At 47.2% G+C, this 22696-nt stretch carries 21 protein-coding genes and 1 pseudogene; 12 read left to right on the top strand and 10 right to left on the bottom strand.

Annotated elements, in window-relative coordinates; all coding sequences use genetic code 11:
• Positions 1-21: 21 nt before the first annotated feature.
• The 4 genes from BUF15_RS16425 to BUF15_RS16410 all read right to left on the bottom strand — a co-directional run bounded on the left by BUF15_RS16425 (position 22) and on the right by BUF15_RS16410 (position 4325).
• A complete protein-coding gene (locus BUF15_RS16425) occupies positions 22-615 on the bottom strand; it encodes a YcbK family protein (protein WP_073614794.1) in 594 nt (197 codons plus the stop codon).
• A gap of 42 nt (positions 616-657) precedes the next feature.
• Positions 658-2349: a L,D-transpeptidase family protein gene (locus BUF15_RS16420; protein WP_073614793.1), complete on the bottom strand. Its 1692-nt coding sequence runs from the start codon at positions 2347-2349 to the stop codon at positions 658-660.
• A 237-nt stretch (positions 2350-2586) separates the two neighbouring features.
• Positions 2587-3846, bottom strand: coding sequence for a diaminopimelate decarboxylase (locus BUF15_RS16415; RefSeq protein ID WP_073614792.1), 1260 nt, complete (start codon positions 3844-3846; stop codon positions 2587-2589).
• Positions 3847-3869: 23 nt separating this feature from the next.
• Positions 3870-4325 carry an Lrp/AsnC family transcriptional regulator gene (locus BUF15_RS16410; protein WP_084554089.1) on the bottom strand — a complete coding sequence of 152 codons (456 nt, stop codon included), beginning with the start codon at positions 4323-4325 and terminating at the stop codon, positions 3870-3872.
• Positions 4326-4619: 294 nt separating this feature from the next.
• Between BUF15_RS16410 and BUF15_RS16405 the strand changes: the two genes are divergently transcribed.
• Both BUF15_RS16405 and BUF15_RS16400 read left to right on the top strand, forming a co-directional pair.
• Complete coding sequence (locus tag BUF15_RS16405; protein WP_073614791.1) at positions 4620-5327, top strand: N-acyl homoserine lactonase family protein; 708 nt, start codon at positions 4620-4622, stop codon at positions 5325-5327.
• A gap of 188 nt (positions 5328-5515) precedes the next feature.
• On the top strand, positions 5516-7672 hold the full coding sequence (locus tag BUF15_RS16400) for a glycosyltransferase (RefSeq protein ID WP_073614790.1): 2157 nt from the start codon (positions 5516-5518) through the stop codon (positions 7670-7672).
• 24 nt (positions 7673-7696) lie between these two features.
• Here BUF15_RS16400 and BUF15_RS16395 read toward each other — a convergent pair whose 3' ends face one another.
• Complete coding sequence (locus BUF15_RS16395) at positions 7697-9079, bottom strand: class II fumarate hydratase (RefSeq protein WP_073614789.1); 1383 nt, start codon at positions 9077-9079, stop codon at positions 7697-7699.
• Positions 9080-9475: 396 nt separating this feature from the next.
• Here BUF15_RS16395 and BUF15_RS16390 point away from each other — a divergent pair, with 396 nt between their 5' ends.
• Positions 9476-11467 carry an ATP-binding protein gene (locus BUF15_RS16390; RefSeq protein WP_084554087.1) on the top strand — a complete coding sequence of 664 codons (1992 nt, stop codon included), beginning with the start codon at positions 9476-9478 and terminating at the stop codon, positions 11465-11467.
• Between the two features lie 72 nt (positions 11468-11539).
• On the opposite strand, the gene BUF15_RS16385 is transcribed toward BUF15_RS16390, so the two are convergent.
• The gene (locus tag BUF15_RS16385) at positions 11540-11920 is read right to left on the bottom strand and encodes a desulfoferrodoxin (protein ID WP_073614787.1); all 381 of its coding nucleotides are present in this window, start codon (positions 11918-11920) and stop codon (positions 11540-11542) included.
• 596 nt (positions 11921-12516) lie between these two features.
• Between BUF15_RS16385 and BUF15_RS16380 the strand changes: the two genes are divergently transcribed.
• The 9 genes and pseudogenes from BUF15_RS16380 to BUF15_RS28105 all read left to right on the top strand — a co-directional run.
• Entirely contained in the window at positions 12517-13056 is a 540-nt protein-coding gene (locus tag BUF15_RS16380) for a DOMON domain-containing protein (RefSeq protein ID WP_073614786.1), read from the top strand.
• 116 nt (positions 13057-13172) lie between these two features.
• Positions 13173-13898, top strand: coding sequence for an SCO family protein (locus BUF15_RS16375; protein WP_143170745.1), 726 nt, complete (start codon positions 13173-13175; stop codon positions 13896-13898).
• A 146-nt stretch (positions 13899-14044) separates the two neighbouring features.
• Entirely contained in the window at positions 14045-15682 is a 1638-nt protein-coding gene (locus BUF15_RS16370) for a cytochrome c oxidase subunit I (protein WP_073614784.1), read from the top strand.
• Between the two features lie 3 nt (positions 15683-15685).
• The gene (locus BUF15_RS16365) at positions 15686-16282 is read left to right on the top strand and encodes a cytochrome c oxidase subunit 3 family protein (RefSeq protein ID WP_073614783.1); all 597 of its coding nucleotides are present in this window, start codon (positions 15686-15688) and stop codon (positions 16280-16282) included.
• Positions 16283-16310: 28 nt separating this feature from the next.
• Positions 16311-16598 (top strand): cytochrome C oxidase subunit IV family protein, encoded by a 288-nt coding sequence (locus tag BUF15_RS16360; RefSeq protein WP_234981200.1) that lies wholly within the window; start codon positions 16311-16313, stop codon positions 16596-16598.
• 15 nt (positions 16599-16613) lie between these two features.
• Positions 16614-17210, top strand: coding sequence for a cytochrome c oxidase subunit II (gene coxB, locus BUF15_RS16355; protein WP_073614781.1), 597 nt, complete (start codon positions 16614-16616; stop codon positions 17208-17210).
• Positions 17191-18114, top strand: coding sequence for a UbiA family prenyltransferase (locus tag BUF15_RS16350; RefSeq protein WP_073614780.1), 924 nt, complete (start codon positions 17191-17193; stop codon positions 18112-18114). The genes coxB and BUF15_RS16350 overlap by 20 nt, the downstream gene beginning before the upstream one ends.
• A 162-nt stretch (positions 18115-18276) precedes the next feature.
• Complete coding sequence (locus BUF15_RS27430; RefSeq protein ID WP_200802404.1) at positions 18277-18432, top strand: hypothetical protein; 156 nt, start codon at positions 18277-18279, stop codon at positions 18430-18432.
• Between the two features lie 124 nt (positions 18433-18556).
• Positions 18557-18850: pseudogene (locus tag BUF15_RS28105) on the top strand (ArsC family (seleno)protein); the annotation flags it as partial.
• A 70-nt stretch (positions 18851-18920) separates the two neighbouring features.
• Here BUF15_RS28105 and BUF15_RS16340 read toward each other — a convergent pair.
• The 4 genes from BUF15_RS16340 to recA all read right to left on the bottom strand — a co-directional run bounded on the left by BUF15_RS16340 (position 18921) and on the right by recA (position 22642).
• Positions 18921-19514 carry a peroxiredoxin gene (locus BUF15_RS16340; protein WP_073614778.1) on the bottom strand — a complete coding sequence of 198 codons (594 nt, stop codon included), beginning with the start codon at positions 19512-19514 and terminating at the stop codon, positions 18921-18923.
• A gap of 131 nt (positions 19515-19645) precedes the next feature.
• Complete coding sequence (locus BUF15_RS16335; RefSeq protein WP_073614777.1) at positions 19646-19807, bottom strand: rubredoxin; 162 nt, start codon at positions 19805-19807, stop codon at positions 19646-19648.
• 193 nt (positions 19808-20000) lie between these two features.
• Complete coding sequence (locus BUF15_RS16330) at positions 20001-21407, bottom strand: NAD(P)/FAD-dependent oxidoreductase (protein WP_073614776.1); 1407 nt, start codon at positions 21405-21407, stop codon at positions 20001-20003.
• Positions 21408-21604: 197 nt separating this feature from the next.
• A complete protein-coding gene (gene recA, locus BUF15_RS16325; protein WP_073614775.1) occupies positions 21605-22642 on the bottom strand; it encodes a recombinase RecA in 1038 nt (345 codons plus the stop codon).
• Positions 22643-22696: the final 54 nt, after the last annotated feature.

The following is a 22696-nucleotide window of genomic DNA, read 5'->3' as shown; positions in this document are numbered from 1 at the left end:
GTCAGTTATCTACCCACTATGCTACCATACACGTACTTTGCCCGTATCGATATGGACAAAATCAGCCTGGGCATAATATCCGACGCCTCCGGCTTTAAGTGATTTGGCGACATCGCGCAGCTGCCTCGTTGAAAGATCACTCAATCTGACATCAATGGCCTGGCCTTTGAGGTGGAGGCTGTTTCTGGCTACTCCTCCCGATTTGGACCTCAGCATGGCGTTGGTTTTGGGAGAGCGGTATCCGGATATCACTTCATAGACACCCTTACTGCCGGTTTTGCGTTGAATGGCGTAGAGAATGTCCATCAAACGGAAATCGATGGGATGGACATCGCCAGTCCTGTAGTCACGCAAAAAGGAGTAGAGGTCACGTTTTATGGTTGGAGGGCAAGATTTGCCAAAATAACGGAGTTGGAATTCTTCCTGAGTGTGAGTATTGACGAGAATAATAGGTTTCGGTGCCCGCTTCTTGTCATCTTTAAGAACAGGTACGGTAGACGTGTATTTAGCGAAAAGCTCACCGGGGTTGGTAAGACAAAGGCCGAGAGCCAGCTGAGTCGAGGCGACCAGAAATCTTCGCCGGTTCATCAAAGGGTCTTTGTGATCGGTGGTCATTTGGTGGTATACCTCTTTAAATGGGTTAGGGGTCAAAAAAATCTATTTTATTAAGATACTTAGGAGCTTTTTGTCGCGCGCATAAATATCACCATTAAAATTGATTGTGCCGTCTTTGTCAACCCAGACTGTCTGGTACGTAATGTGTACAGGAACAGGTCGAGATAAACGCACGACTTTTCTTGTATCTTTTCCATAGAGGTCAATAACTTTATCTCGAGTCCAGCCGCCATCCTGGTCGTTGAGGACAAAAATAGCAAGCTCCAGTGGGTTGCTTACCCGAATGCAGCCATGGCTGAAATCACGCTTTGTCCGTTGGAAGAGATTTGGCGACGCGGTGTCGTGCATGTAAACAGAATATTGGTTGGGGAAGACAAACTTGACCTTGCCAAGGGCATTCCATGGGCCTGGGTCCTGCCTGAGTTTGTAACCGCGCATTCTGCCAGGCGTGACCGTGTGCCAATCCATGGTCGTTGAATCGAGTTCGACAGCTTCCGGTTGCCAGCTGGAAAACACCCGGATGTGACGTTTGGATAAATGGTTTGGATCCTTCCTGAGACCCGGCAGTTCCTCATTGGCTGCAATGCTTGGGGTTACGTTCCAGTAGGGATTGAAGTCCAGATAGGCCACAGTGTCACTGAAAACCGGAGTTTGATGCTGATCCTGGCCGACAATGACAGCAAAGTCGAGTGTCGGGGTGTCACTGTTGTCCTGAAACGCCTTGAGATTAAAGCTGGCAATGTTGACCATGATATATTTGTCACCAAGCTCGTGCGCATGCCAACGCCAGCGGGCCATGTTGATGCGGATCATGTCCACTTTCTGTGCGGCAGTGATATTCATTGCGGCAGTGGTTTTTTTGCCGATCACACCGTCCTGGGTCAGGCCATGGTGACGCTGGAAAACCTTAACGGCCTCTTCTAATTCAGGATCATAGAGATTTGTGTCGAGGACGGTGGCCTTTTCTTGCAATTCACCAGTCACTTTGAGTCGTTCCCTGATTGTCGGGACACGTGCATCGTGCTCGCCGGGACGAAGAGACTCACCACCTGCCACTTGTGGCCACCCTCCATCAGCAGCAATTTTACGGTAACGGGCAAGGGCTGACACCAAACTTCGGTAATGATAGTGTTGAGGTGGAAGATTTTTGAAAAACTGGTCGAGATCACTGACAACAAGCACTTGCTTGACAGTCAAAAGCGGATTGAAGTCACTTTCGCCTGCTTCGGCAAAAAGTTCAGGATCGGTTTCGTGAGGTTTCAATTGCCCATAACTGACGTCGTGGATGTATTTCACCAAGCTATAGGTCAGGCTGGTGTCAAGTTGAGCAAGTTCAGCTGCGTTTTCGGTATGCCACAAGTTCAGGAGTCGGTCCAGGTTGTATTCCTGCGGGTCAAGACCTTGGAGGTCAGCATTCCTGATGTATTCCAGGATGACCTCTGCCTTGGCGGTTGGGCCGTCGACAGTTACCCAGAGCGGATACGGCCCGAGGTCCCGATAAATCAGGGCAAGGCACATCTCTTCTGATTTCAAGGTAATTTCCGGCTCTGATACATTGACCAGTTCCATTGGATAGCAGACCAGTTGACTGGCCATGGCTTTTGCTAACTCATCAGATGTAGGTCGTGACTGGGCAGGGGTTGAAGAAAAGAAAAAGAAGAGAAGGCAGCTATAGAGTGCAATACTGCCGGAGAAACGACGAGGCCAATCAATAGGGCGTATCAAGGGTGTCATGGAACCTGTGAACGTATGAGACTTCAAAAAGAGAACAAAAACGATTATCAAAGATTATCTACCATCCATTTTATAATTTTGCAAATGATGTGACACGAAACGAAGGAAAAAACAGTGAGTTGAGGAGGGGAATGGTAACTCAACTCTTAAAAAAAGAATGCTTTTGAGGTAGGAATGGGAGAAAGTGTCGATTGCACATTGGTTGCGCAACCGACACTTTTTTAAGTGTGATGTTTGCTAAAGTGCCAGATTGTCAGGGGAAAAATTCAGAGTAGCAAAATAATCCTCGGGTGTTTCTTCCCGGCGAATGAGTTGCACAGTTGAGTCAGACGACAGCAGCAACTCTTTTGGTCTCATTTTGCCGTTATAATTGAAACCCATGGCGTGTCCATGTGCTCCAGAGTCATGAATGACCAGAATATCACCTTCGTTGATTGGTGGCAGTTCACGCTGAATGGCAAATTTATCGTTATTTTCACAGAGCGAACCGACGACATCCACCGGTGGGGCGGTCTGGAATGTTTCTTTGCCGAGAACTTCAATGTGATGGTAGGCTCCATATAAGGCCGGGCGCATCAGGGCCGTCATACAAGCGTCAACGCCAATATAGGTTCGGTAGATATCTTTACGGTTGATTGCCTGCACAACCAGGGCTCCATGGGGGCCGGTCATATAGCGCCCACTTTCCATGCAGAGCGCCGGCATGTAGCCGTGTCGAATTTTAAACGCTTGGAACAGGCCGCTAATCTCGCGACCCATTGCTTCGATGTCTAAGGGCTCCTGGTCAGGACGATAGGGGATACCAAGTCCTCCACCTATATTGATGAATTCAAATGAGATGTTTAATTCGGATGAGATTTCCTCGACTAAAGCTAGCAGCATCTCGGCAGTCTGCACCATATAACTATAGTGCAATTCATTGGAAGCGAGCATGGTGTGCAGACCGAATCGTTTTGCCCCTCTGGCCATCGCCTGCCGATAGGCGTCGATAATCTGGTCATGGCTCACGCCATATTTTGCCTCTGTAGGATTACCGATGATATCGTTACCGGTACGACGCGAACCGGGATTGTAGCGAAAACAGATGAGTTCCTGCATATTGGGAACTTTTGGTATGAGAGTGATGTCATCAAGATTGAGGATGCAGCCTCCATCTTTTTCCGCTTCCAGAAATTCTTCGAGACTGGTGTTATTTGAGGTGAACATGATGTCGTCACCTCGCCCCCCTAGTTGTCTGCTCAACATGAGTTCTGTGGTGGAGGAGCAATCAAAGCCAAAGCCCATGTCCTGCATGATTGCCAGTATTTTCGGGTTGGGCAAGGCTTTAACCGCATAATACTCGCGAAATGACTCTACTCCAGAAAAGGCCTGACGAACAGCCGCACCTGTTTCACGAATGCCGGTCTCATCATAGATGTGGAACGGTGTGCCGTAGTGCGCGACGATTGCGGGAAGGGATGGATACAAGCGGTTTTTGAAAGAGGGTGATAATGGCATTTTCGTACTCTCCTGATGAATATTTACCGAATAGGAATTCTTGATGTTTCTTTATAGGTATGGAGGACGGTGGTCGTTCTTGTGGCGATCACACCCTCAATTGTGGCTATCTGGTTGCGCAGCAGGTCGCCGAGCTCTTCGGTATTAGCGGTCCGTGCCTTTACAAGGTAACCATCTTCGCCTGCGATAAAATGTACTTCCTGTATTTCCGGGATGGCAGCCAGCTGGTCGCCGATGGTTCCTTTTCCTGAGCTATGCAGCCTGGTGGTAATATGTATATAGGAAATCTGGCTTCTGGAAAAACGTTCAGGGTTGAGGCGAACTTCATATCCATCTATTATTCCAGTTTTTTCCATCTTACGGATTCGTTCAAGGACCGCAGAAGGTGCAAGCCCAACCTGCCGGGAAACCTCAACGTTGGGAATCCTTGCCTTGTCCTGTAAGATTTTCAGGATCTCCATACTTATTTCGTCGATCATGTCGCCATATCTCCTTTTTAGAGAATATTATTCTCCTCGTTGGTTGTTGTCAAGAATATATAGTGCTGAAAGGATCAGGTGAGAGGAATATTTTGTTACTTACTACTTTAATAGGTGGTTGTTTGCGGCGATTGAAATTTCGCTAGAAGGTTATGAAGAGAAATTGGCGCAATTAGACATATGTGGTATTGTGCAAATGTTACATAGCAAGCAGGTGAAACACCCTGAACATAGCGCTTACTGCTGCCAAACACGTTCAGAAAAATTATAGATTTTTTGCGACAAGGAGGAGGGATGAGCTATACTATTACACCATTATTGACGGGAGTTCGCAATCCAGACCAAGGGATCATGACCTATCAACAAGGATATGGGACACGTATATGGTTACCGATATGGTCATTCCTGGTTCAGGGCGAAGGGCACAATATCTTGATCGACACTGGCCTTGATGAGAATGAGCTCTTTCCGCCGGCAGGGTTTACCGAAGAGACCGGTCTCGTTCCCCGGACATTGGGGGAATGTCTGGAGATGCAAGGATTGACAGTAGAGGATGTGGATATTGTCATCAATACACATCTCCATGATGATCACTGCGGTAACAATATGCTGTTGACCAAGGCCAAATTCTACGCTCATCCCGACGAGATTGCCTTTTGTCTGCATCCTCACGCCATTGATCATCGCTATGACGAGTATTTTATTGAAAATATTGACTTCATTCAAGCTACCAACGATATGGTAATTGTGCCGGGCATCAGGGTGCTCCATTCACCTGGCCACTCGGTTGGCTGTCTGTCTGTTGTCATCGATACCGTTCAGGGGCCGGCAGTTATCACTGGGTTTTGCTGTAACAATAAAAATTTTCCAGAAAATGGGCCCGCGGTCTGTCCAGGCGTCCATCTGGATGCCATTGCCGCTTGGGAGTCTATTCAGAAGATCAAAGGGTTGGGGGTGAAGATTCTGCCGATGCATGAATTAACACTTAGTCCCATTGTCTGACAGTTGCCTGAAAATGAAAGGAGCCGGTCTCGTATTGTGTGGGGATCGGCCCTTTGTAATTATGAAAATTCACCTGCAAGCAAATTATTTTATCCTTCTGTCTGCAAAGCGTGCTACCATAAGTTGAATGTGCCTATCCTGGCAATGGGGCCGGATGGTTTTTCCTCAGTTCTACAGGTGCACAACCGATGGTGGCAGTCTCTATTATTATTCCGACCTATAATGAAGCAGAGAATATCGATCTGTTGCTTGAACGGATTTTTGCGGTCGAAGATCTTCAGTGTCTTGATTATGAAGTGGTTTTTTCTGACGGTGCGTCAACCGATGGGACCTGTAAATTTGTAGAAAAGTGGCTTGATAACGACAGGGTCAAACTCGTGTGCTCCAAGGAAAATGAAGGGTTGTCGGCGGCAGTTATGGCTGGTGCGCGTGCTGCTGCAGGGGAGTTTGCGGTAGTCATGGATGCCGACCTGAGTCACCCGCCAGAAATGATTCCAGCGCTTGTCGCACCACTCATTTCCGGCGCCTGCGATATGGCCATCGGCAGTCGTTACACCACAGGTGGAGATACTCCGGAATGGCCAATATCACGTAGGATATCATCAAAAATTGCTACATTCCCAGCGCGGATGTGGACCGATGTCAAAGACCCACTGGCTGGATTTATTGCCGTTCGGCGCGAGCGTCTTGCCAGTATGAATCGGCAGGTGTGCGGATTTAAAATTGGTCTTGAGCTTTTGGCAACAGGTGAGGATGATCTGCGGGTCAAAGAGATTCCCATTATTTTTCGGGACAGATGTTATGGCACCTCGAAAATGGGTGTCAAGGTGATGATCGATTATTGTCGGCAACTTCTTATGCTGGCAGGTGTCAATATCGTACCGATTCCAAGTGGGAAACTGCTTCCTCTTCTTCTCACGTTATTGATAATGGACTGCACCATCCTGACCATGTCGCTTGAGGGGGGGGTTCGTCCTGGTCTTGCCCACTGGTTGAGTTTCATTCCTGCCAGTAGTCTGGGGGCTGCTGTTCTCATCTATTTGCACCGGAAATCGTTGCCAGATATTTCTGCCAGAAGGCGTCTGGAGTACCTGATCGGATTTTTCTGGGTTGTGTTTCTCGTGTTATTACTCAGAAGCGGATTGGTTGCCTCTCTTGGTTCAGAACAGAAAATATTGACTACGGCTGGAGTTTTCTGGGTCGCTCTGTTCGGGTTGGCTGCTGTTTATGTGGGAAATGTAGGGTATGTGTTTTCCATAGGTCAAAAACGGATACGTGGTCCTCTTGTTCAGCGATTTTATGGCTTGGGTGTTTTTTTGTACCTCATATTCTTACGGCTCGTCTATCTCGGTAGTGCCCCGGTCTTGCCTGAAGAGCGTTACTATCAGGATCTCATTGCAATGTGGCCTCTCTTTGGTCAGGCAGGTACAGCTATTGGCCACACTGCAGCCGTCTCTTCCAGTGTCGAAGGTGTTTTTAAGCTTCGGGGAGCTATCTGGTTGCTCTGGTTTCTTTCAACAACCTGTGTTTTCAGTCTTGCTAGGCTGATGTTCGATCGTGGCACGGCATTCATGTGCTGTCTGCTCTTTGCTGTACTCCCATTCTTTTTCGGCAGCGGTCTTTTTGTAAGTGGTGATGCGCTGTTAGTATTTTGTTGGTCGTGTACTCTCTATATCTTATATCGGACACTTGTCAACGAGGTGAACCGTGGCTGGCTATGGGCCGGACTGGCCTTGGGTTTCGGGATGCAGGTGGATCTGCGAATGTGTGCACTCCTCGTTGCTGTAGTGGTCTACCTACTGATGCATACAAAAGACAGACAGCGTTTTTATGCTCCCATGCCGTATCTGGCCTTGGGGGTACTGCTGCTCACAACATTGCCTTCCCTTCTGCTGGATGCCAACAGTGGACAGCCGATACCACAGCCCGAAAGATGGCTGAACAGTCTTTTGGGGGAAGCGACGGTCAATAGTTTTGTGGTGATCGTGCTGCTTTTGAGTCCAACCGGTTTGGTTGCGGGCGGGTATGCGTTGTTAAGGTGGCTGCAATCCCGTTCTGCTGCAGGTGTAAGTGAAGTAAAAGACTGGGACAGGGGGAGAAAGTTTGTGTTGATGATGTTCTTTTTGCCATTGTTGATTTTCCTGCTTCCGGGACTCTATGCCAGCGGGCCGGTGGACGCTGGGGGAGTTATCTGGGTGGTATTGCTGCCCACCATGGCTCTCACTATCAAAAAAACTGTAGCTGCGGCCGATACAATATCCAGGCTGCTGCAGGCAGTCTGGTGGCCGACCATCGGGCTATTGATGGCGTTTTACGGTATAACCCTTCATTTAGCCGTCCTGTAACCCCTCCAAACCGAAGGAATCACGTCAGCTGTTTCCGCCGTCAGCCATTTTTTTCGGATCTAGAAGATTTTCCAACTTCTCACGGGAGAGGTCGGTATGTTCTAAGGCAACATCAAGAATAGTTCTATTTTCTGCCACCGCAATTTTGGCGAGTTCTGCCGCCCGCAGATAGCCGATCTCCGGATTAAGAGCAGTCACCAGGATGGGATTTTTTTCTAGTGCAGCCAGGCACCGGTCGTTTTTCACCACAAGACCGTCAAAGACTTTTTCTGCCAGGCTGTAGCAGCTGTTGGTCAATAATTCGATTGATGCGAGAAGATTTGCTGCAATAAGCGGCAACATGGTGTTCAGCTGAAAATTGCCTGATTGTGTGGCAAAGGTGACTGCCAGGTCATATCCGGCCACCTGTGCCGCTGCCATGGCTACTGCTTCGGGGATCACCGGGTTCACCTTGGCAGGCATGATGGAGGATCCGGGTTGCAGGGCTGGTAAAACAATTTCGCCAATGCCTGATAGTGGGCCGGAGTTCATCCAGCGCAGGTCATTGGCAATTTTCATAAGCGACATCGCAAGAGTCTTCAAATGGCTTGAGACCTCAAGGGCTGTGTCCATGCTACTGATCCCTTTGTAGAGCGAGCGTGCCTTCGCAAAACGTATTCCGGTAGCTTCGTTAATATAAGTGATTGCGGTGGCGGCAAAATCGGGATGGCAGTTGACCCCGCTGCCAATGGCCGTCCCGCCGAGCGGTAGCCTGGTGAGGCGATCAAAGCTGTCTTGAAGCCGAGCACTACTCTCTTCAATCTGCAGGGCCCAGGCTTCAAATTCAGCTTGGACCCGGATGGGAAGGGCGTCCATGAGATGAGTACGTCCGGTTTTTATTACCTCACTATATTCTGCGGCTTTGGAACGAATGGAGTCGGCAAGCTTCTGTGTTGCCGGAATCAATGCTTTTCGCACCTCAATCGCTGTGGCGATATGAACGGCGGCGGGGATGACATCATTGCTGCTCTGGCCGAGATTAACATGATCGTTGGGACTGACCTTTACACCTTTCGCTTTTGCCATCGAAGAGATGACCTCATTGACGTTCATGTTGGTTGAGGTGCCTGATCCGGTTTGGTAGACCGAAACCGGAAATTGATCGCGTAATTCTCCTTTGGTCAGCTGTTCACACGAGATGACAATCTGTTTACCCCTCTCCTGGTCAAGAAGTCCGAGTTCCATATTCGCCTCGGCGGCAGCCTGTTTGATGAGAATTACTGTAACAATGAATTCCCAGGGCATCGGCTGTGGGTGGATTGTGAAATTATTGACAGCTCTTTGGGTTTGAGGTCCGTAAAGTACTCCGGCAGGGAGTTCGACCGGGCCCATGCTGTCATATTCGATTCGTCCATGTTCTGATGTCATATGCTTTCCTCTCTGCTGATAAAGGGAGAAATGTTGTTGCGATCAAATTCGGCCAATTGCTGTCGAAGAATATCTCTGCATAAACAACAAAGATCTCTTTGTTTTTCTTGCGTTAGAGGGGCAAAATTTCAGTAAAACACAGAAGGTGAAAGGGGGATATACATAGAGTACCAGTGATGTTGCTGGCACCTGAAAGCTCTATATGTTTAGATCATAAATTACAACCCGCATGAGTGTATGTCAAACAGGTAACGCGCCTAGGAGACAATGAATTTAATAGAAAAGTTGAATAATTTGTCTGGAACAAAAGGTTGAATTGCGAGATAGTAAAAAAAGCACTATGTGGCAGTCTTTGCTCTCTATGGGAGAAAAAATGATATTCTGTGATTTGTTTTCATGAAGATATTTGCAGCTTTGCTGGCTCTGACTGGGGCTTGTATTCTTTTATATTCAATCCATTTAATCTTAAAGGTCTACGCGCTTGCGCCGGAGAGTCAAAGGCGAAGATGGTCACTTTTGACCGCGCTTATGGGGTGCTTTGTTTTAGGTTATCTTGGATTCGTAGTCATTATTGTTACTGGCGTTGTTTTTCCAGTAGAACTGCTGGTTGGCGGGGTGTTTTTGGGTGGGGCGCTTTTTGTTGTAGTTGTACTCATGCTATCCAAAGCGACCATTACCGAATTGTATCATTTGAATAATGGACTGGAATCCGCCGTAAGAAAACGCACGGCAGAGCTTGAGGCTTCAAACAGTTCGCTGCAGAAATCTCAGATCGATATAAAAGAGCAAAAAAGATTTCTGGAAAACGTACTGAACTCACTTGGTCACCCGTTCTATGTCATAAATGTTCACGACTATTCTATTGCTCTTGCCAACGCTGCCTCCGGGTTTGGCGATCTCAATTCAGGTCAGGCAACAACCTGTCATCGACTGACCCATAACTCGGACACCCCTTGCGACTGCGCAGATCATCCCTGCCCTCTCGAGTTGATTAAAGAAACAGGTAAACCTGTGAAAGTTGAGCATGTTCATTTCGATCACCTTGGGCAGCCGAAAGATGTTGAGATTCATAGCTATCCAATTTTTGACGAACGTGGCAAACTGGTTCAGACCATCGAATATGTTCATGATGTCACCGTCAGGAAAACGTCAGAACGGGAAATGCTGAAGGCCAGGCGGGAGGCTGAACGGGCCAATATGGCCAAGAGTGAATTTCTCGCCAACATGAGTCATGAGGTTCGCACTCCAATGAACGCCATTATTGGCATGACAAGCCTGGCGTTGTCGACAGATCTCACATCCATGCAGCGACACTATCTCATGACAGTACGGGATTCATCCGAGCTGCTCTTGAATATCATAAATGATATCCTCGATTTTTCGAAGATTGAAGCAGGAAAGCTCGAACTCGACCAACGACCGTTTCACCTGGGCACTGTGCTCAATAACATTTTGAGATCATTAAAGTTAAAAGCAAGTGAGAAAAAGGTGGCGCTCATTCTCTCTTATGATCCAGTCGACCCTGCCGGATATTTCTTGGGCGATGATCTGCGACTCAGTCAGATACTGATTAATCTGGTTGGCAATGCTATTAAATTCACTAAGGAAGGAGAGGTCTCTCTTATCTGCGAAGAGGCGATGCGGAATGGGGTGGCTGAAATCTCATTTTTTGTCAGCGATACGGGAATCGGGATTCACTCAGACGCCCAGACACGTATTTTCAACATCTTCTCCCAAGCTGACAGTTCGATTACTCGATCCTATGGCGGCACGGGTCTGGGGCTGGCCATTAGCCAGAGATTGGTGCAGATGATGGGCGGTGACATTCGATTGACGAGCGTTGAAGGGCGAGGGGCGACCTTTTACTTCACTTTGCCTTTTTCTGTTGTTGAGAAAAAAGATCTACCAGCGAAAAATATTACCAATGGTGCGCCGGTTGTATGCGCTCTCAACATTCTCCTTGTTGATGATATCGCAACGAACCGTGATCTGGCTATGATGTTACTGGAAAACGATGGCCACGCTGTGACGTGCGTTGAAAGCGGCGCTGAAGCTTTTGAGGCCCTGGCTGAACATCATTTTGACTGTGTTTTGCTTGATATTCAGATGCCTGAAATGGATGGTTTTCAGGTAACAGAGCTTATCCGAAGTGCTGAAAATGACGTCAGTCCTGACTTTGGAGAGCACCAGTCGCGGTTTGCAAAGGCTGCCGCAAGACTCCAGGGCGGCCATATGCCCCTTATCGCCATGACGGCGCATGCAATGAGTGGTGATCGTGAGCGTTGTCTGCAGGCCGGTATGGATGGCTATATCAGTAAACCATTTCAGCTCGATGAAATCCGCTGCCAGTTGAACATGCTATGCAAAAGAGGGCAGGAAGCTATCTGATGGTCTGAGAAAAAGAAGGCCGTCTGCAACCTTGATTGTTGCAGACGGCTAAAGCAGAACTTCAGAACAAAATTATTTGTCAGCTTTCCACAAGCCATGCAGGTTGCAGTAGGCTTTGGCAGAAACCTTATCTGCTGCGATCGGGAAGAAGGCTGCCGGTTTGCTGTCCGGCTTTAAAAACTGGCGGTAGACGGTGTCGTCGACGATGAGCTCAATCCACTCAATGAAATGTTCGGTGGTCATTGGGTGATCTACGCTACCCACGTTGACCTGCCAGCCGTTATCTTTTTTCTCAAGTGCCGGTACGTGTTTTTCAACAGCTGCGTCGGTAGTGTTTTCCGTCATCTCGACCATGGGGGCACCGCAGCAGTTGAGATCACCACCTCCGGCAGTAAGGACCTCGACAATATTTCCACATGCGTTGCACTTGTACACTGCCATTTTCTTTGCCATAGCAAAATCCTCCGGTTGTGAATCGTGGGTTTGGACTCTTCTCGTCCTGGGCTGGTTCTCTTTACTGAACCAGACAACGAGTGCCGCAATGAATTTTCGGAATGTTTTGAGTCCGTTCTGATGTTGTAGACTCCTTGAAGAGTATACCGTAATGTTACTGGCTGTCTACAGGAAAAAAATAGATACGGGGTGAAGTATTGATTGGCTATGTCAGCTTCTGTTATTTGTAGTATATCGTAATAACATAAAAAAGCTATACGGTTCCATCGTTTTTTTCGTTAGTTGATGCTTGTGCGAAGGAAATAGGTTGAGGTGGTAATATATGTCAGGCTGCAAGTGGGCCTGGAGGCTCTTTGCATAGACATCTGAATTGGAGTAGCGAAAAAAAATAGAAATCAATCTGAAGGGATTAAGTATCTCGGTGAATAATCGATTTTAGCTTAGTAAATCTCAGTTAGCAGGTTTCTATTCGATTTTTCAAGAGGCTAGTGTTTTGGAAAAACTCACATTTTTATTTGACATTTCAGGGCATTTGTCTGATTGTTTGGTAGGCGGACAGTGATAGTAACCTTAAAAATATTCAGGAGGGAAGACTGATGTTACATCGTGCATGCAGAAATATTGTTATCGGGGGTTGTTTTCTTCTTGCCACCATCACGCAAGGCTTTGCTGCGGATTATGATCATACCATTGAGGCCAAGGATATCACTTTTTCCTGGAAGATTGATGGCGACAATCTGGCAGGAAAAATTGCCGCCAAAACAGACGGCTGGGTTGGTGTCGGATTTAATCCGAGTGAGAAAATGAAAGATGCCAATTTTATTCTTGGTTACGTGAAAGATGGTGAAACCAAAATCATCGATGAATATGGCACAACTTCCACCGGTCACAAGAATGATGAGGATCTGGGTGGCAAAACCGATTTGACGCTCGTCAGCGGAACAGAAGAAGGTGGCATGACCACCATTGAGTTTGTCATGCCGCTGAAGTCTGGCGATGATAAAGATGGTGAACTTGTCGTCGATGGAGACACTGTCGTACTTTTAGCCTACGGTTCCGGTCGTGACAGCTTCAAAAGTAAGCATAAATTCAGAACCTCCATCACCGTCAATCTTGGTACTGGTGCAGTAAAATAGTTAACACCATGAGCTGGTTGCCTATGCCCTTGAGCCGTTATATACAACACTTGGTAGTAGTACTGATATCCTTCTGTTGTATAATTGCGGCTCAGGCTGACGACCAGGCAGTACCTTTGGCGAGTGACATCCCGGCAGATACAACAGGCAATGCCGGTCGGGATTGGGTTGTGGAGAAAACTGGGAGTTTTCTGCCGCTGGATACGCTTTTTGTCGATGAAAACGGCAATTCGGTAACCCTTAGGTCTATTATTGACCGGCCGACCCTCATCCTGCCTATTTATTTTTACTGCCCGAGTGCATGCAGTAAAAATCTCGCCAACATGGCAGTGGCCATGAATCGGATGAACTTTGAACCGGGTCGAGATTATCGGGCTATTGCCCTCAGTTTCAGTGATACTGAAACAGCCGAGAATGCAACGAGAGCGAAGCAGAACTATCTGAAGCTGATGTATGACGGCTTTCCTGCAGACTCGTGGACATTCCTGACTGGCAGTGCAGATGCGATAAAGAGCGTGACGGATGCAATGGGTTATCGGTTCAAAAAAATGGCAGATGGCTTGTTCGTTCACCCATCGACAGTCATTGCCGTTGGTGCTGACGGCAAGATTATCCGTTACGTCTACGGTTCGTTTGTCCCCGGTGATATGGACATGGCTGTTTCTAGCGCGTTGGAAGGGACTCCGGCACTTTCGGTAAAAAGGTTTCTTGAGTTTTGTCTCAGTTATGATCCGGATAATAATAAACCTATATTTTTGTACGTAAAAATTGGTGTTGGTCTCTTTTTTGGTGTTGGGATAGGGTTGATCTTTTATTTTGGCAGGAAGAAAAAGGGAAAGTAGTTTCTCCCGCAAGGCTCAGGAGCGTTTCGAAAATCAATCCAAGGCGCTGTTGAATCGTTGGCAAGAGAAGTATTTGTAATGACCAGATCAAATTGGGGCACGGATGATACTGATAATCAGCTCTGGAACGAACAGGATGAGATGACATGAGTGAATCGATATCGTTTTTCAACACGCCATCACCGGCTCACCTGAAAGGAATGAAGGCCTGGCTGCTGACGCACGACCATAAGCGGTTGGCACTGATGTACATGTGGGCCGTTCTTTTCTGGTTTTCGTTGGGCATGATTATCGGACTCCTGGTCCGTACTGAGTTGATGACCCAGGGAAAGACCATTGTCGGTGCAGACGTGTATAACGCCATGTTCACCCTACACGGGGTGATTATGATCTTTCTTTTTATTATTCCAGCTATTCCTGCGATATTCGGCAATTTTTTCCTGCCGATACAGATTGGCGCCGACGACGTTTTTTTTCCTCGGCTGAATCTTTTTTCCTGGTATCTTTATATGTTCGGCGGCCTGTTGGCCGTCATTTCACTCGTTACCGGGCAAGGGTTTGCCGATACGGGCTGGACCTTTTATGTGCCGTTTAGTGTGACGACTGAAAGAAATGTATCACTGACTGTGAGTGCGGCATTTATTCTCGGCATGTCGTCGATGTTGACTGGCCTAAATTTTGTAACCACCGTTCATCGCATGCGCGACAAGGCCATGGGTTGGATGCAGATTCCGCTATTTACCTGGTCGTTGTATGCCACTGCCTGGGTACAGATCCTGGCTACGCCTGTCATCTCCATTACCCTGGTACTGGTGGTGTTTGAGAGGGTTTTCTCCATTGGTCTTTTCGATCCGGATAAAGGTGGTGATCCTATTTTATACCAGCATTTATTCTGGATGTATTCTCATCCCGCAGTCTATATTATGATACTACCTGGAATGGGTGTTATTTCGGAAATCATTCCAGTTTTTTCAAGAAAGGCCATTTTCGGTTACAAGGCAATTGCAGGCTCCTCCATGGCGATTGCCATTGCCGGTTCCCTGGTCTGGGCACACCATATGTACACCAGCGGCATGAGCGATGTTTCCGTGTTTATCTTTTCGCTGCTCACTTTTCTGGTTGCCATTCCTTCAGCGGTGAAAGTCTTTTCCTGGGTTTCAACCATGTATAAGGGTTCAATCGAGATGAACCCGGCCCTGCTGCTCTCTCTGATGTTTATTTATCTCTTCACTGTCGGTGGGTTGACTGGTTTGGTGCTGGGTGCAGCCGGTACCGATATCCATGTTCATGACACCTATTTTGTCGTCGCCCACTTCCATTTTGTGATGTTCGGCGGAACCGGTTTTGCCTTCTTTGCAGCCTTACACTACTGGTGGCCGAAGATGTTCGGCATCATGTATGATTTCAAGAAGGCGTATGTCGGAGCAGTCTGTGCTTGTGTCGGTTTTCTTTTTCACTATGTACCGATGTTTATACTCGGTCTGCAAGGTATGCCGAGACGCTATTACGATTATCTACCCCAGTACGAGAGCGGCAATTTTTCCGCTGGTCTCGGCGGTTATCTGATGGTATTCGGGGTGTTTCTCATGTTCTATAACCTGTTCATGAGTTTCAAGAAGAGAACACCTGCCTCAGTTAATCCTTGGGGGGGGACCACTTTGGAGTGGTCGGTGCCTTCCCCTCCACCTATGGAGAATTTTGTGGAGCCGCCTCATGTGAAAGATTACCCGTATGATTTCAGTGAGATTGTTGCCGAATCTCAAAAGGTAAAGGGGAAGGAATAACTCATGTCGACCCGAGTAGATTCAACCGGAATAAAACTAGGAATGTGGATATTTCTCTATTCCGAGATTATCCTCTTCGGTGGTCTTTTCGTACTCTATGCAATCTATTTTTATGATTATGCTGGATATTTTGCAGAAGGCGGAAAGGAGCTGAGCCGTTTTTTCGGTTCGCTCAACACCATTGTCCTTCTAATATCCAGTTTTACTGTCGCTGCCTCGATTACCGCTATTCAGCAGGGCAAGAAAAAAATGAGCATCGGTCTGCTCATTTTTTCAATATGCTGCGGGTGTATATTTCTTGTGAATAAATACTTCGAGTGGGGTGCGAAGTTTCATCATGACATCTACCCAAACTCGGAACGACTGGTAAACGGTGAGCCTGGTATTAACATCTTTTTTGGCTTGTATTATGTCATAACCGGTCTCCACGGCCTGCATGTCATAATCGGAATGACGCTGCTCAGTATCAGCTTGGTTCTTGTGATTCGGGACAAGATAACCCAGGAACGTTTTGCCATGCTGGACAATTCAGGACTTTACTGGCATCTGGTTGATTTGATCTGGATATTTGTCTTTCCTTTGTTTTATCTTGTTTTATAGCCATTATAAAAAACGTAGGAGAATGTCCGTGGGTGCACATGAAGAACACCATATCCTGAGTTACGGGAAACTTGCTGCAGTTCTGGCAGGGTTGCTTGCTCTGACCCTGGTGACCATTGGGGTGTCCTATGTTGACCTTGGGTTCTGGAATGTTCCAGTGGCGCTGACCATTGCTTCCACCAAGGTTACACTAGTCCTGTTATTTTTTATGCATCTCAAATATGAAGGGAAGGCGATTACGTGGTCGTTTATCGCGACCATCTTCTTCCTTGCGATCATGATAACGTTCACTTTCTGGGATGTGGCGTTCAGATAATAAACGGAGACGTGTATGAATCCGGTACAAGGTGTAGATCAGGCGTTCTGGTATATTCTCGGTATATCAGGAGTTCTGCTACTTGGCATTACCATTGTAATGATCTATTTCGTTATCAGGTATCGTCGCAGTAAGAATCCTGTGCCTTCAGATATCAGGGATAATTATCTCCTGGAAGTGGCATGGACCATCATCCCAACCCTCATAGCGTTGTCGATGTTTTATGTCGGCTGGAAGTCATATGTTGGCCTGAGGGATGTCCCGGAAGATGCTATGCAAGTTGAGGTTTTCGGCCAACAGTATTCGTGGATTTTTGTCTATGATAACGATAAGGAGACTGAGAATAATTTGGTGGTACCTCTAGGGAAAGCGGTCAAATTGAATATCACCTCAACTGATGTACTCCATTCGTTTTATATTCCTGCGTTTCGTATCAAAGTAGATGCGGTTAAGGGGATGACGACCTACGCTTGGTTTTATGCCGATAAGGAAGGCGAATACGACGTCCTCTGTACCGAATATTGTGGAACCGATCACTCGGCAATGGTTGGTGTACTAAAAATTGTTCCGGAAGAAGAATATCAGAGGTGGCTTGAATCAGACGAAGAATGATGAGGTAACAGAGGGTGATGTAGCTTCAGCAAGTACCATTTGGGCTTCGGTTGTTGCTGCATGGCAACTTGCCAAAGTTCCTCTCTGCTTCCTTATTGGTTGCTCCACGAGTTTTGGTGCTGCTCTTGTCTCAAATTCTTCGCTACTGAGTATACTCATTCTTGGTCTTGGAGTTCTGATGGTGGCAATGTCTGGGGCCACTGTTAACAGTCTGCAGGAACGGGATATCGACCGGCAATTCAAGCGTACAGCTTCCAGGCCGCTTGTCAGAAAAACGGTATCGGGGACCTTCGCGATCCTCCAGTCCGTAATCCTCTTTACTTTCGGTCTCCTTCTGTTAGGTACTACAGATGCGGCGCCAAAAATAGTCGTCTCACTCGTTATCCTGTCTCTTCTCATCTACAATTGTCTCTATACGCAGCTTAAACAGAAAACCGTAATGGCTATTATCCCCGGTGCCATTTGTGGAGCTTTGCCACCAGTTATAGGATGGGTGGGGGGTGGGGGGGCGCTATTTTCGTATGTGGCGTTGCTCCTCTTTGTCATGCTTTTTCTCTGGCAGGTACCGCATTTTTGTCTCGTTCTTCTTCTTCATAAAGAAGATTACCTTAAAGTTGAGCAGCCGAATTTTATCCGAATGTTTGCAGAAAGAGGGGTGCGACACCTCAGTACTGTCTGGATCTGTGGTCTTGCTCTGGTGATGATGCTTTTTGCTCTCTCCACTGCAGCGATTAGCATCTGGCAAATTTTCCTTGTTATAGTCAATGCGTTGGTGCTGGCCGGTGTAAGTTCATACTTGCTGCTTTCTCAACTTCCAGTCTCTTACCGCAACTTATTTATCTTTTTAAACATCATGCTAGGTAATCACATGTTGATTATGGCCGTTCCCCACCTCATCTTTTGATGAAATTCTGGTTTCCTTTATATCGATAATTTTCTTATCAAACCCCAAATTTCCTAGCGCACTTTAATGTTGATAACTATTCATAAAGAGTGTCATCATTTTTCAATGACCCGATATAGGTAGTTGATGCCAAAATTCAACCATTACATTTAAGGATCTCACATGGGCAAAGATAAATGCTGTGAAAAATACAAAAAGAAAGGAAACTGTTGTAAAGGATGTCCTCTTGCCTCGGCTGATGATGTAGGAAAAGATAAATCCAAAAAGAAAGGTAAGAAAAAGGATAAGGACAAGGGTAAAGGCAAAAAAAAGAAATAATGATCGATCGATGCTGATTTAGGTTTGAGGAAGATCGATGGAATGGATATGTTAAAATCCGTATTGGGAGAGCAGTATGAAAATTGATTGGGCCTATCTGCGAAATGGTTGAACCTCATGTAAAAAAGCCAGTTCGGTTTTTACGGAAAATAAGCTTGAAGTTGATGAGCAGGTAAATGCCGCGAAAGCGACAATAGCCGGTGATGAAGTCTGGAACACCCTTGCTTCTGGTGCCAAAATCATTGTGGCCCAGAATAAGAAGATTAGCGAGTTTGATCCGAAAAAGGATGATAAGGCTCAGATACTTGCAACTGTTTGCGGACGAACCGGTAATTTGCGAGCCCCGACTTTGCGGGTGGGGTCGACGTTCTATGTGGGTTTTAACGAGGAACTGTACGCCAGGATCGCTGCGCTGTAGTTGTGTTGTTGCCGCAAAAAAAACCGGGCAAGAGTGACCCCTCATCTTGCCCGGTACAAGACGAAAAATATCACTTCAGGCTACGTGAGAGATATTGTGAAACCCCTTCAGCTGTTGGTTTCATGGCATCTTCACCCTGATTCCAGTTGGCAGGACATACCTCCCCATGTTTTTCCGTAAACTGCAGCGCATGGAGAATTCGTAGTGCCTCGTTGACATTTCTGCCAAGCGGAAGGTCATTCACCACCTGATGGCGGACAATGCCTTCACGATCAATGAGGAAAAGTCCACGCAGGGCAATTCCGGAATCGAGTAATACCTGATATTTCGTTGAAATTGATTTGTCGAGATCTGACACCAGCGGGTACTGAATATCGCCGATGCCGCCGTCCTGGAGTGCGGTTTTCTTCCAGGCAAGATGGGAAAAATGGGAATCGATGGATATGCCGATGAGTTGACAATTGTGCTCTGTGAACTCACCGACCGCCCGATTAAAGGCAAGGATCTCTGTGGGGCAAACAAAGGTGAAATTCAGCGGGTAGAAAAAGAGCAGAACATATTTCCCACGAAAATCCGAAAGACTGAAATCCTCTTTAAAACTGTTATCCGGCAGGACGGCAGTGGCCGTGAAATCCGGTGCAGGCTTGGTGACGATAAGGCTCATAATGTATCCTCCATGGACGATGATTAGGGAGTTGAAAATGAATTAGGAGTGCCAAACATGGTTGGTAAATAAAAAGCTGCCCTGAAGTTGAATCGACAACTTTTGGGCAGCTCGGCGGCTACCGGCTGGTATCAGCCGTCATATTTCCAGAACGCATCTTTCTCAGCGCCGCACAACGGGCAGACCCAGTCTGCTGGGAGGTCTTCCCAGGCGGTATCAGGTTCAACGCCGTTGGCATAATCGCCTTCTGCCGGATCATAAATGTAACCACACGGGCATTCCCATTTCTGCATGTACGTATCCTCCGTTGAGTTGTAATGATAATCATTATTGATAAATCGTCATTTTAGCTGATTCATTTGTCTTGTCAATAACAAAGTCTCAGTGCATGTAGCATAGCATACGAAAGAGCTAAGTAACAGTGCATGTTCGAGTTTGTCTTTTTGTGATTTAAGAATTTGTTTGACAGTAATTCCTTGAAATGGATTAAGGTGAAGGCAATTCGTTTGTTCTTCGGATGATTTCCTTAGAAGGAATGAGAGCTGTGGCAGTGGCTGAAACAATATTGCCAGCTACTCCTGGCCCATCACCTGCGACAAAAAGGCCTTTGATAGAAGTTTCAAGAGTATTACTGGTATCTATCTGGGTGGCAAAAAATTTGATTTCTGGTGCGTAGAGGAGTGTTTCGTCATTTGCAACTCCCGGAATGACATAATTCAGCTGATCAAGGCCGTCCACAAGGTTGCTGAGGATTCTTTCTGGTAATGCCATGGCGATATCGCCACAGGTGACATTTTTTAAGGTGGGTTCGATATAACTGTTACGTACACGGTTCCAGGTGGAGCGTCGTCCCCGCTTGAGATCTCCATAACGCTGGAGGATCGGTTTGCCACCGCCAATAAGCGTTGCCAGCCGACCTATAGCTTCACCATAGGCCTGATTATCTTCTACGGGATCGGTTAATACAACCTTGGAGAGAAAAGCGAAATTGCTATTTTCCGATTTCTTATCCATATACGCGTGGCCGTTGACACAGACAAAATTCTGGTAATTTTCAAGCGCTACATAACCACCAAGGTTGGTGCAGAAGGTTCTGGTCTGATCGTCGTATTTACTGGTTCGGATAAAAAAAGTGGGATCATAAATGATGCGACAGAGATCCTGCATAATTTCATTGTGGACCTCAACTCTCACCCCGACTTCTATGCCCCGTTGGGAAAGTCCCAGACCATTCTCCCTGGCAATTGTACCCATCCAGTCTGCACCAACCCGGCCGGGCGCCAAAATGACGTAGGGAGCTTCGTAGTTGCCACGACTCGTTCGGACTCCTGCTATCTTGTTGTTGTCGACAATGACATCTTTGACCTCTTCGGAGTGGTGAAAGACAACTCCTTTTCCCTGCACATAGTCGGCTAGTGCCGAAATATGGCCGGGGAGATTGTCGCTCCCGAGATGTTTCTGTTTGATAATCAGGAGGTCAATACCCTGTTTGCGGGCTTCTTTTCTGATCTCTCTGGCCGCTTCCATATCGGTTGGATAGACATCACCATCCATATTAAAGCGATTGTAGATTGCCTCGGTCTCGTCGATAAGTGCCTTGGCCTCTGAAACAGGCATGAACTGGGTGAGATCAGTCTTACCCAGTTTATGGATGAAATTCAGTTTCCCATCCGAAAAAAGCCCGGCACCGCCAATGCCGCACAGAATATTGCAAGGGCGGCATTTGATACAGCCATGGTCCTTGATCGGGCATTGCCGTTTAAGCGGTGCCTTTCCCTTCTCAATGAGCAGAATTTTGAGTGGAGAATGTTCGGCAAGATAGTAGGCGGCAAAGAGTCCAGCCGGACCGCCACCGACAATGATAACATCATACGAGGTGTTTACACTGTTCACGTGATAAACCTGTAGCAATAGTTTGAGTGAAAAGATTTAAAAGAGGGCCAAAATGCAGCAATACCCGAGCAACTATATATCGTCAAGGTGAAAGAGGCGCTGAAACAGATGAAGGGGGGAGGTGTAACGAATACAGCCCGGTGATGCACCGGGCTGTATGAGATTCAAAACATTGTTTGATGCGGGAAAGAACAGGTTTACTCGGCGGCAGCCACAGGTTCCCCAGCCTCTACCTGAGACATGCCAAAGGTCAAACGTAGCTTGTTCTCAATATCAAGAAACATCTCAGGGTGATCTGTCAGGAAACGCTTAGCATTCTCACGCCCCTGGCCGATGCGCTCATCCTGGTATGAATACCAGGAGCCACTTTTGTCGATGATATTATGCTCCACCCCGAGATCCAGGAGATCACCTGCTTTCGAGATGCCTTCTCCGTAAATGATATCAAACTCAGAGACTTTGAATGGAGGTGCAACTTTATTCTTAACGACTTTGACCTTGGTTCTACTGCCTATGCTGTCCTGTCCTTCTTTGAGGGTTGCAATCTTGCGGATATCAAGACGCAATGAAGAATAGAATTTCAATGCATTGCCGCCGGTGGTGGTCTCGGGGTTGCCAAACATTACGCCGATCTTCATACGTATTTGATTGATGAAGATGAGTACAGTGTTGCTGCGATTCAACACACCGGTGAATTTTCGCATTGCATGGGACATAAGACGTGCCTGCAGGCCGACATGCTGGTCACCGACATTGCCGTCGATTTCTGCTTTGGGAACCAGTGCCGCAACAGAGTCGATGACGATAACATCAACCCCGCCGGAGCGGATGAGAATTTCGGCGATTTCCAGGGCTTGCTCGCCAAAGTCTGGTTGAGAGATGAGCAGGTCGTCGACGTTGACTCCAAGGCGCTGGGCGTAGCTGGTGTCGAGAGCATGCTCGGCATCTATAAAGGCTGCAGTGCCACCGCGCTTCTGGGCTTCTGCAACAACATGGAGGGCAAGGGTGGTTTTACCAGATGATTCAGGGCCGTAGATCTCAGTAATTCTTCCTTTAGGAAAACCGCCGACACCAAGAGCTACATCAAGGCTTAAGGCGCCAGTCGGGATGACCGGAATCTTCTCAGTCTCATGGGCGCCAAGCCGCATGATAGAGCCTTTACCGAACTGCCGCTGAATCTGATTTATGGCGTTGTCAACGCTGTTTACTTTATCTTTATTGGAACTTGCTGCCATATCTTCTCCTGTTATGCTGGATTATTGCGGTACTTCATTATGAAAGCGTGAATC

The sequence above is a fragment of the Desulfopila aestuarii DSM 18488 genome (assembly GCF_900143695.1).
Classification (GTDB): domain Bacteria; phylum Desulfobacterota; class Desulfobulbia; order Desulfobulbales; family Desulfocapsaceae; genus Desulfopila; species Desulfopila aestuarii.
The sequence above is the reverse complement of the archived record's forward strand: the minus strand, read 5'-3'. Positions and strand labels throughout refer to the sequence as shown.

What these genes read in the sequence shown, in the direction of transcription:
- BUF15_RS16425 (WP_073614794.1), bottom strand. Translation starts at nt 615, where the DNA reads ATGACCACCGATCACAAAGACCCTTTGATGAACCGGCGAAGATTTCTG.
- BUF15_RS16420 (WP_073614793.1), bottom strand. Translation starts at nt 2,349, where the DNA reads ATGACACCCTTGATACGCCCTATTGATTGGCCTCGTCGTTTCTCCGGC.
- BUF15_RS16415 (WP_073614792.1), bottom strand. Translation starts at nt 3,846, where the DNA reads ATGCCATTATCACCCTCTTTCAAAAACCGCTTGTATCCATCCCTTCCC.
- BUF15_RS16410 (WP_084554089.1), bottom strand. Translation starts at nt 4,325, where the DNA reads ATGATCGACGAAATAAGTATGGAGATCCTGAAAATCTTACAGGACAAG.
- BUF15_RS16405 (WP_073614791.1), top strand. Translation starts at nt 4,620, where the DNA reads ATGAGCTATACTATTACACCATTATTGACGGGAGTTCGCAATCCAGAC.
- BUF15_RS16400 (WP_073614790.1), top strand. Translation starts at nt 5,516, where the DNA reads ATGGTGGCAGTCTCTATTATTATTCCGACCTATAATGAAGCAGAGAAT.
- BUF15_RS16395 (WP_073614789.1), bottom strand. Translation starts at nt 9,079, where the DNA reads ATGACATCAGAACATGGACGAATCGAATATGACAGCATGGGCCCGGTC.
- BUF15_RS16390 (WP_084554087.1), top strand. Translation starts at nt 9,476, where the DNA reads ATGAAGATATTTGCAGCTTTGCTGGCTCTGACTGGGGCTTGTATTCTT.
- BUF15_RS16385 (WP_073614787.1), bottom strand. Translation starts at nt 11,920, where the DNA reads ATGGCAAAGAAAATGGCAGTGTACAAGTGCAACGCATGTGGAAATATT.
- BUF15_RS16380 (WP_073614786.1), top strand. Translation starts at nt 12,517, where the DNA reads ATGTTACATCGTGCATGCAGAAATATTGTTATCGGGGGTTGTTTTCTT.
- BUF15_RS16370 (WP_073614784.1), top strand. Translation starts at nt 14,045, where the DNA reads ATGAGTGAATCGATATCGTTTTTCAACACGCCATCACCGGCTCACCTG.
- BUF15_RS16365 (WP_073614783.1), top strand. Translation starts at nt 15,686, where the DNA reads ATGTCGACCCGAGTAGATTCAACCGGAATAAAACTAGGAATGTGGATA.
- coxB (WP_073614781.1), top strand. Translation starts at nt 16,614, where the DNA reads ATGAATCCGGTACAAGGTGTAGATCAGGCGTTCTGGTATATTCTCGGT.
- BUF15_RS27430 (WP_200802404.1), top strand. Translation starts at nt 18,277, where the DNA reads ATGGGCAAAGATAAATGCTGTGAAAAATACAAAAAGAAAGGAAACTGT.
- BUF15_RS16340 (WP_073614778.1), bottom strand. Translation starts at nt 19,514, where the DNA reads ATGAGCCTTATCGTCACCAAGCCTGCACCGGATTTCACGGCCACTGCC.
- BUF15_RS16335 (WP_073614777.1), bottom strand. Translation starts at nt 19,807, where the DNA reads ATGCAGAAATGGGAATGCCCGTGTGGTTACATTTATGATCCGGCAGAA.
- recA (WP_073614775.1), bottom strand. Translation starts at nt 22,642, where the DNA reads ATGGCAGCAAGTTCCAATAAAGATAAAGTAAACAGCGTTGACAACGCC.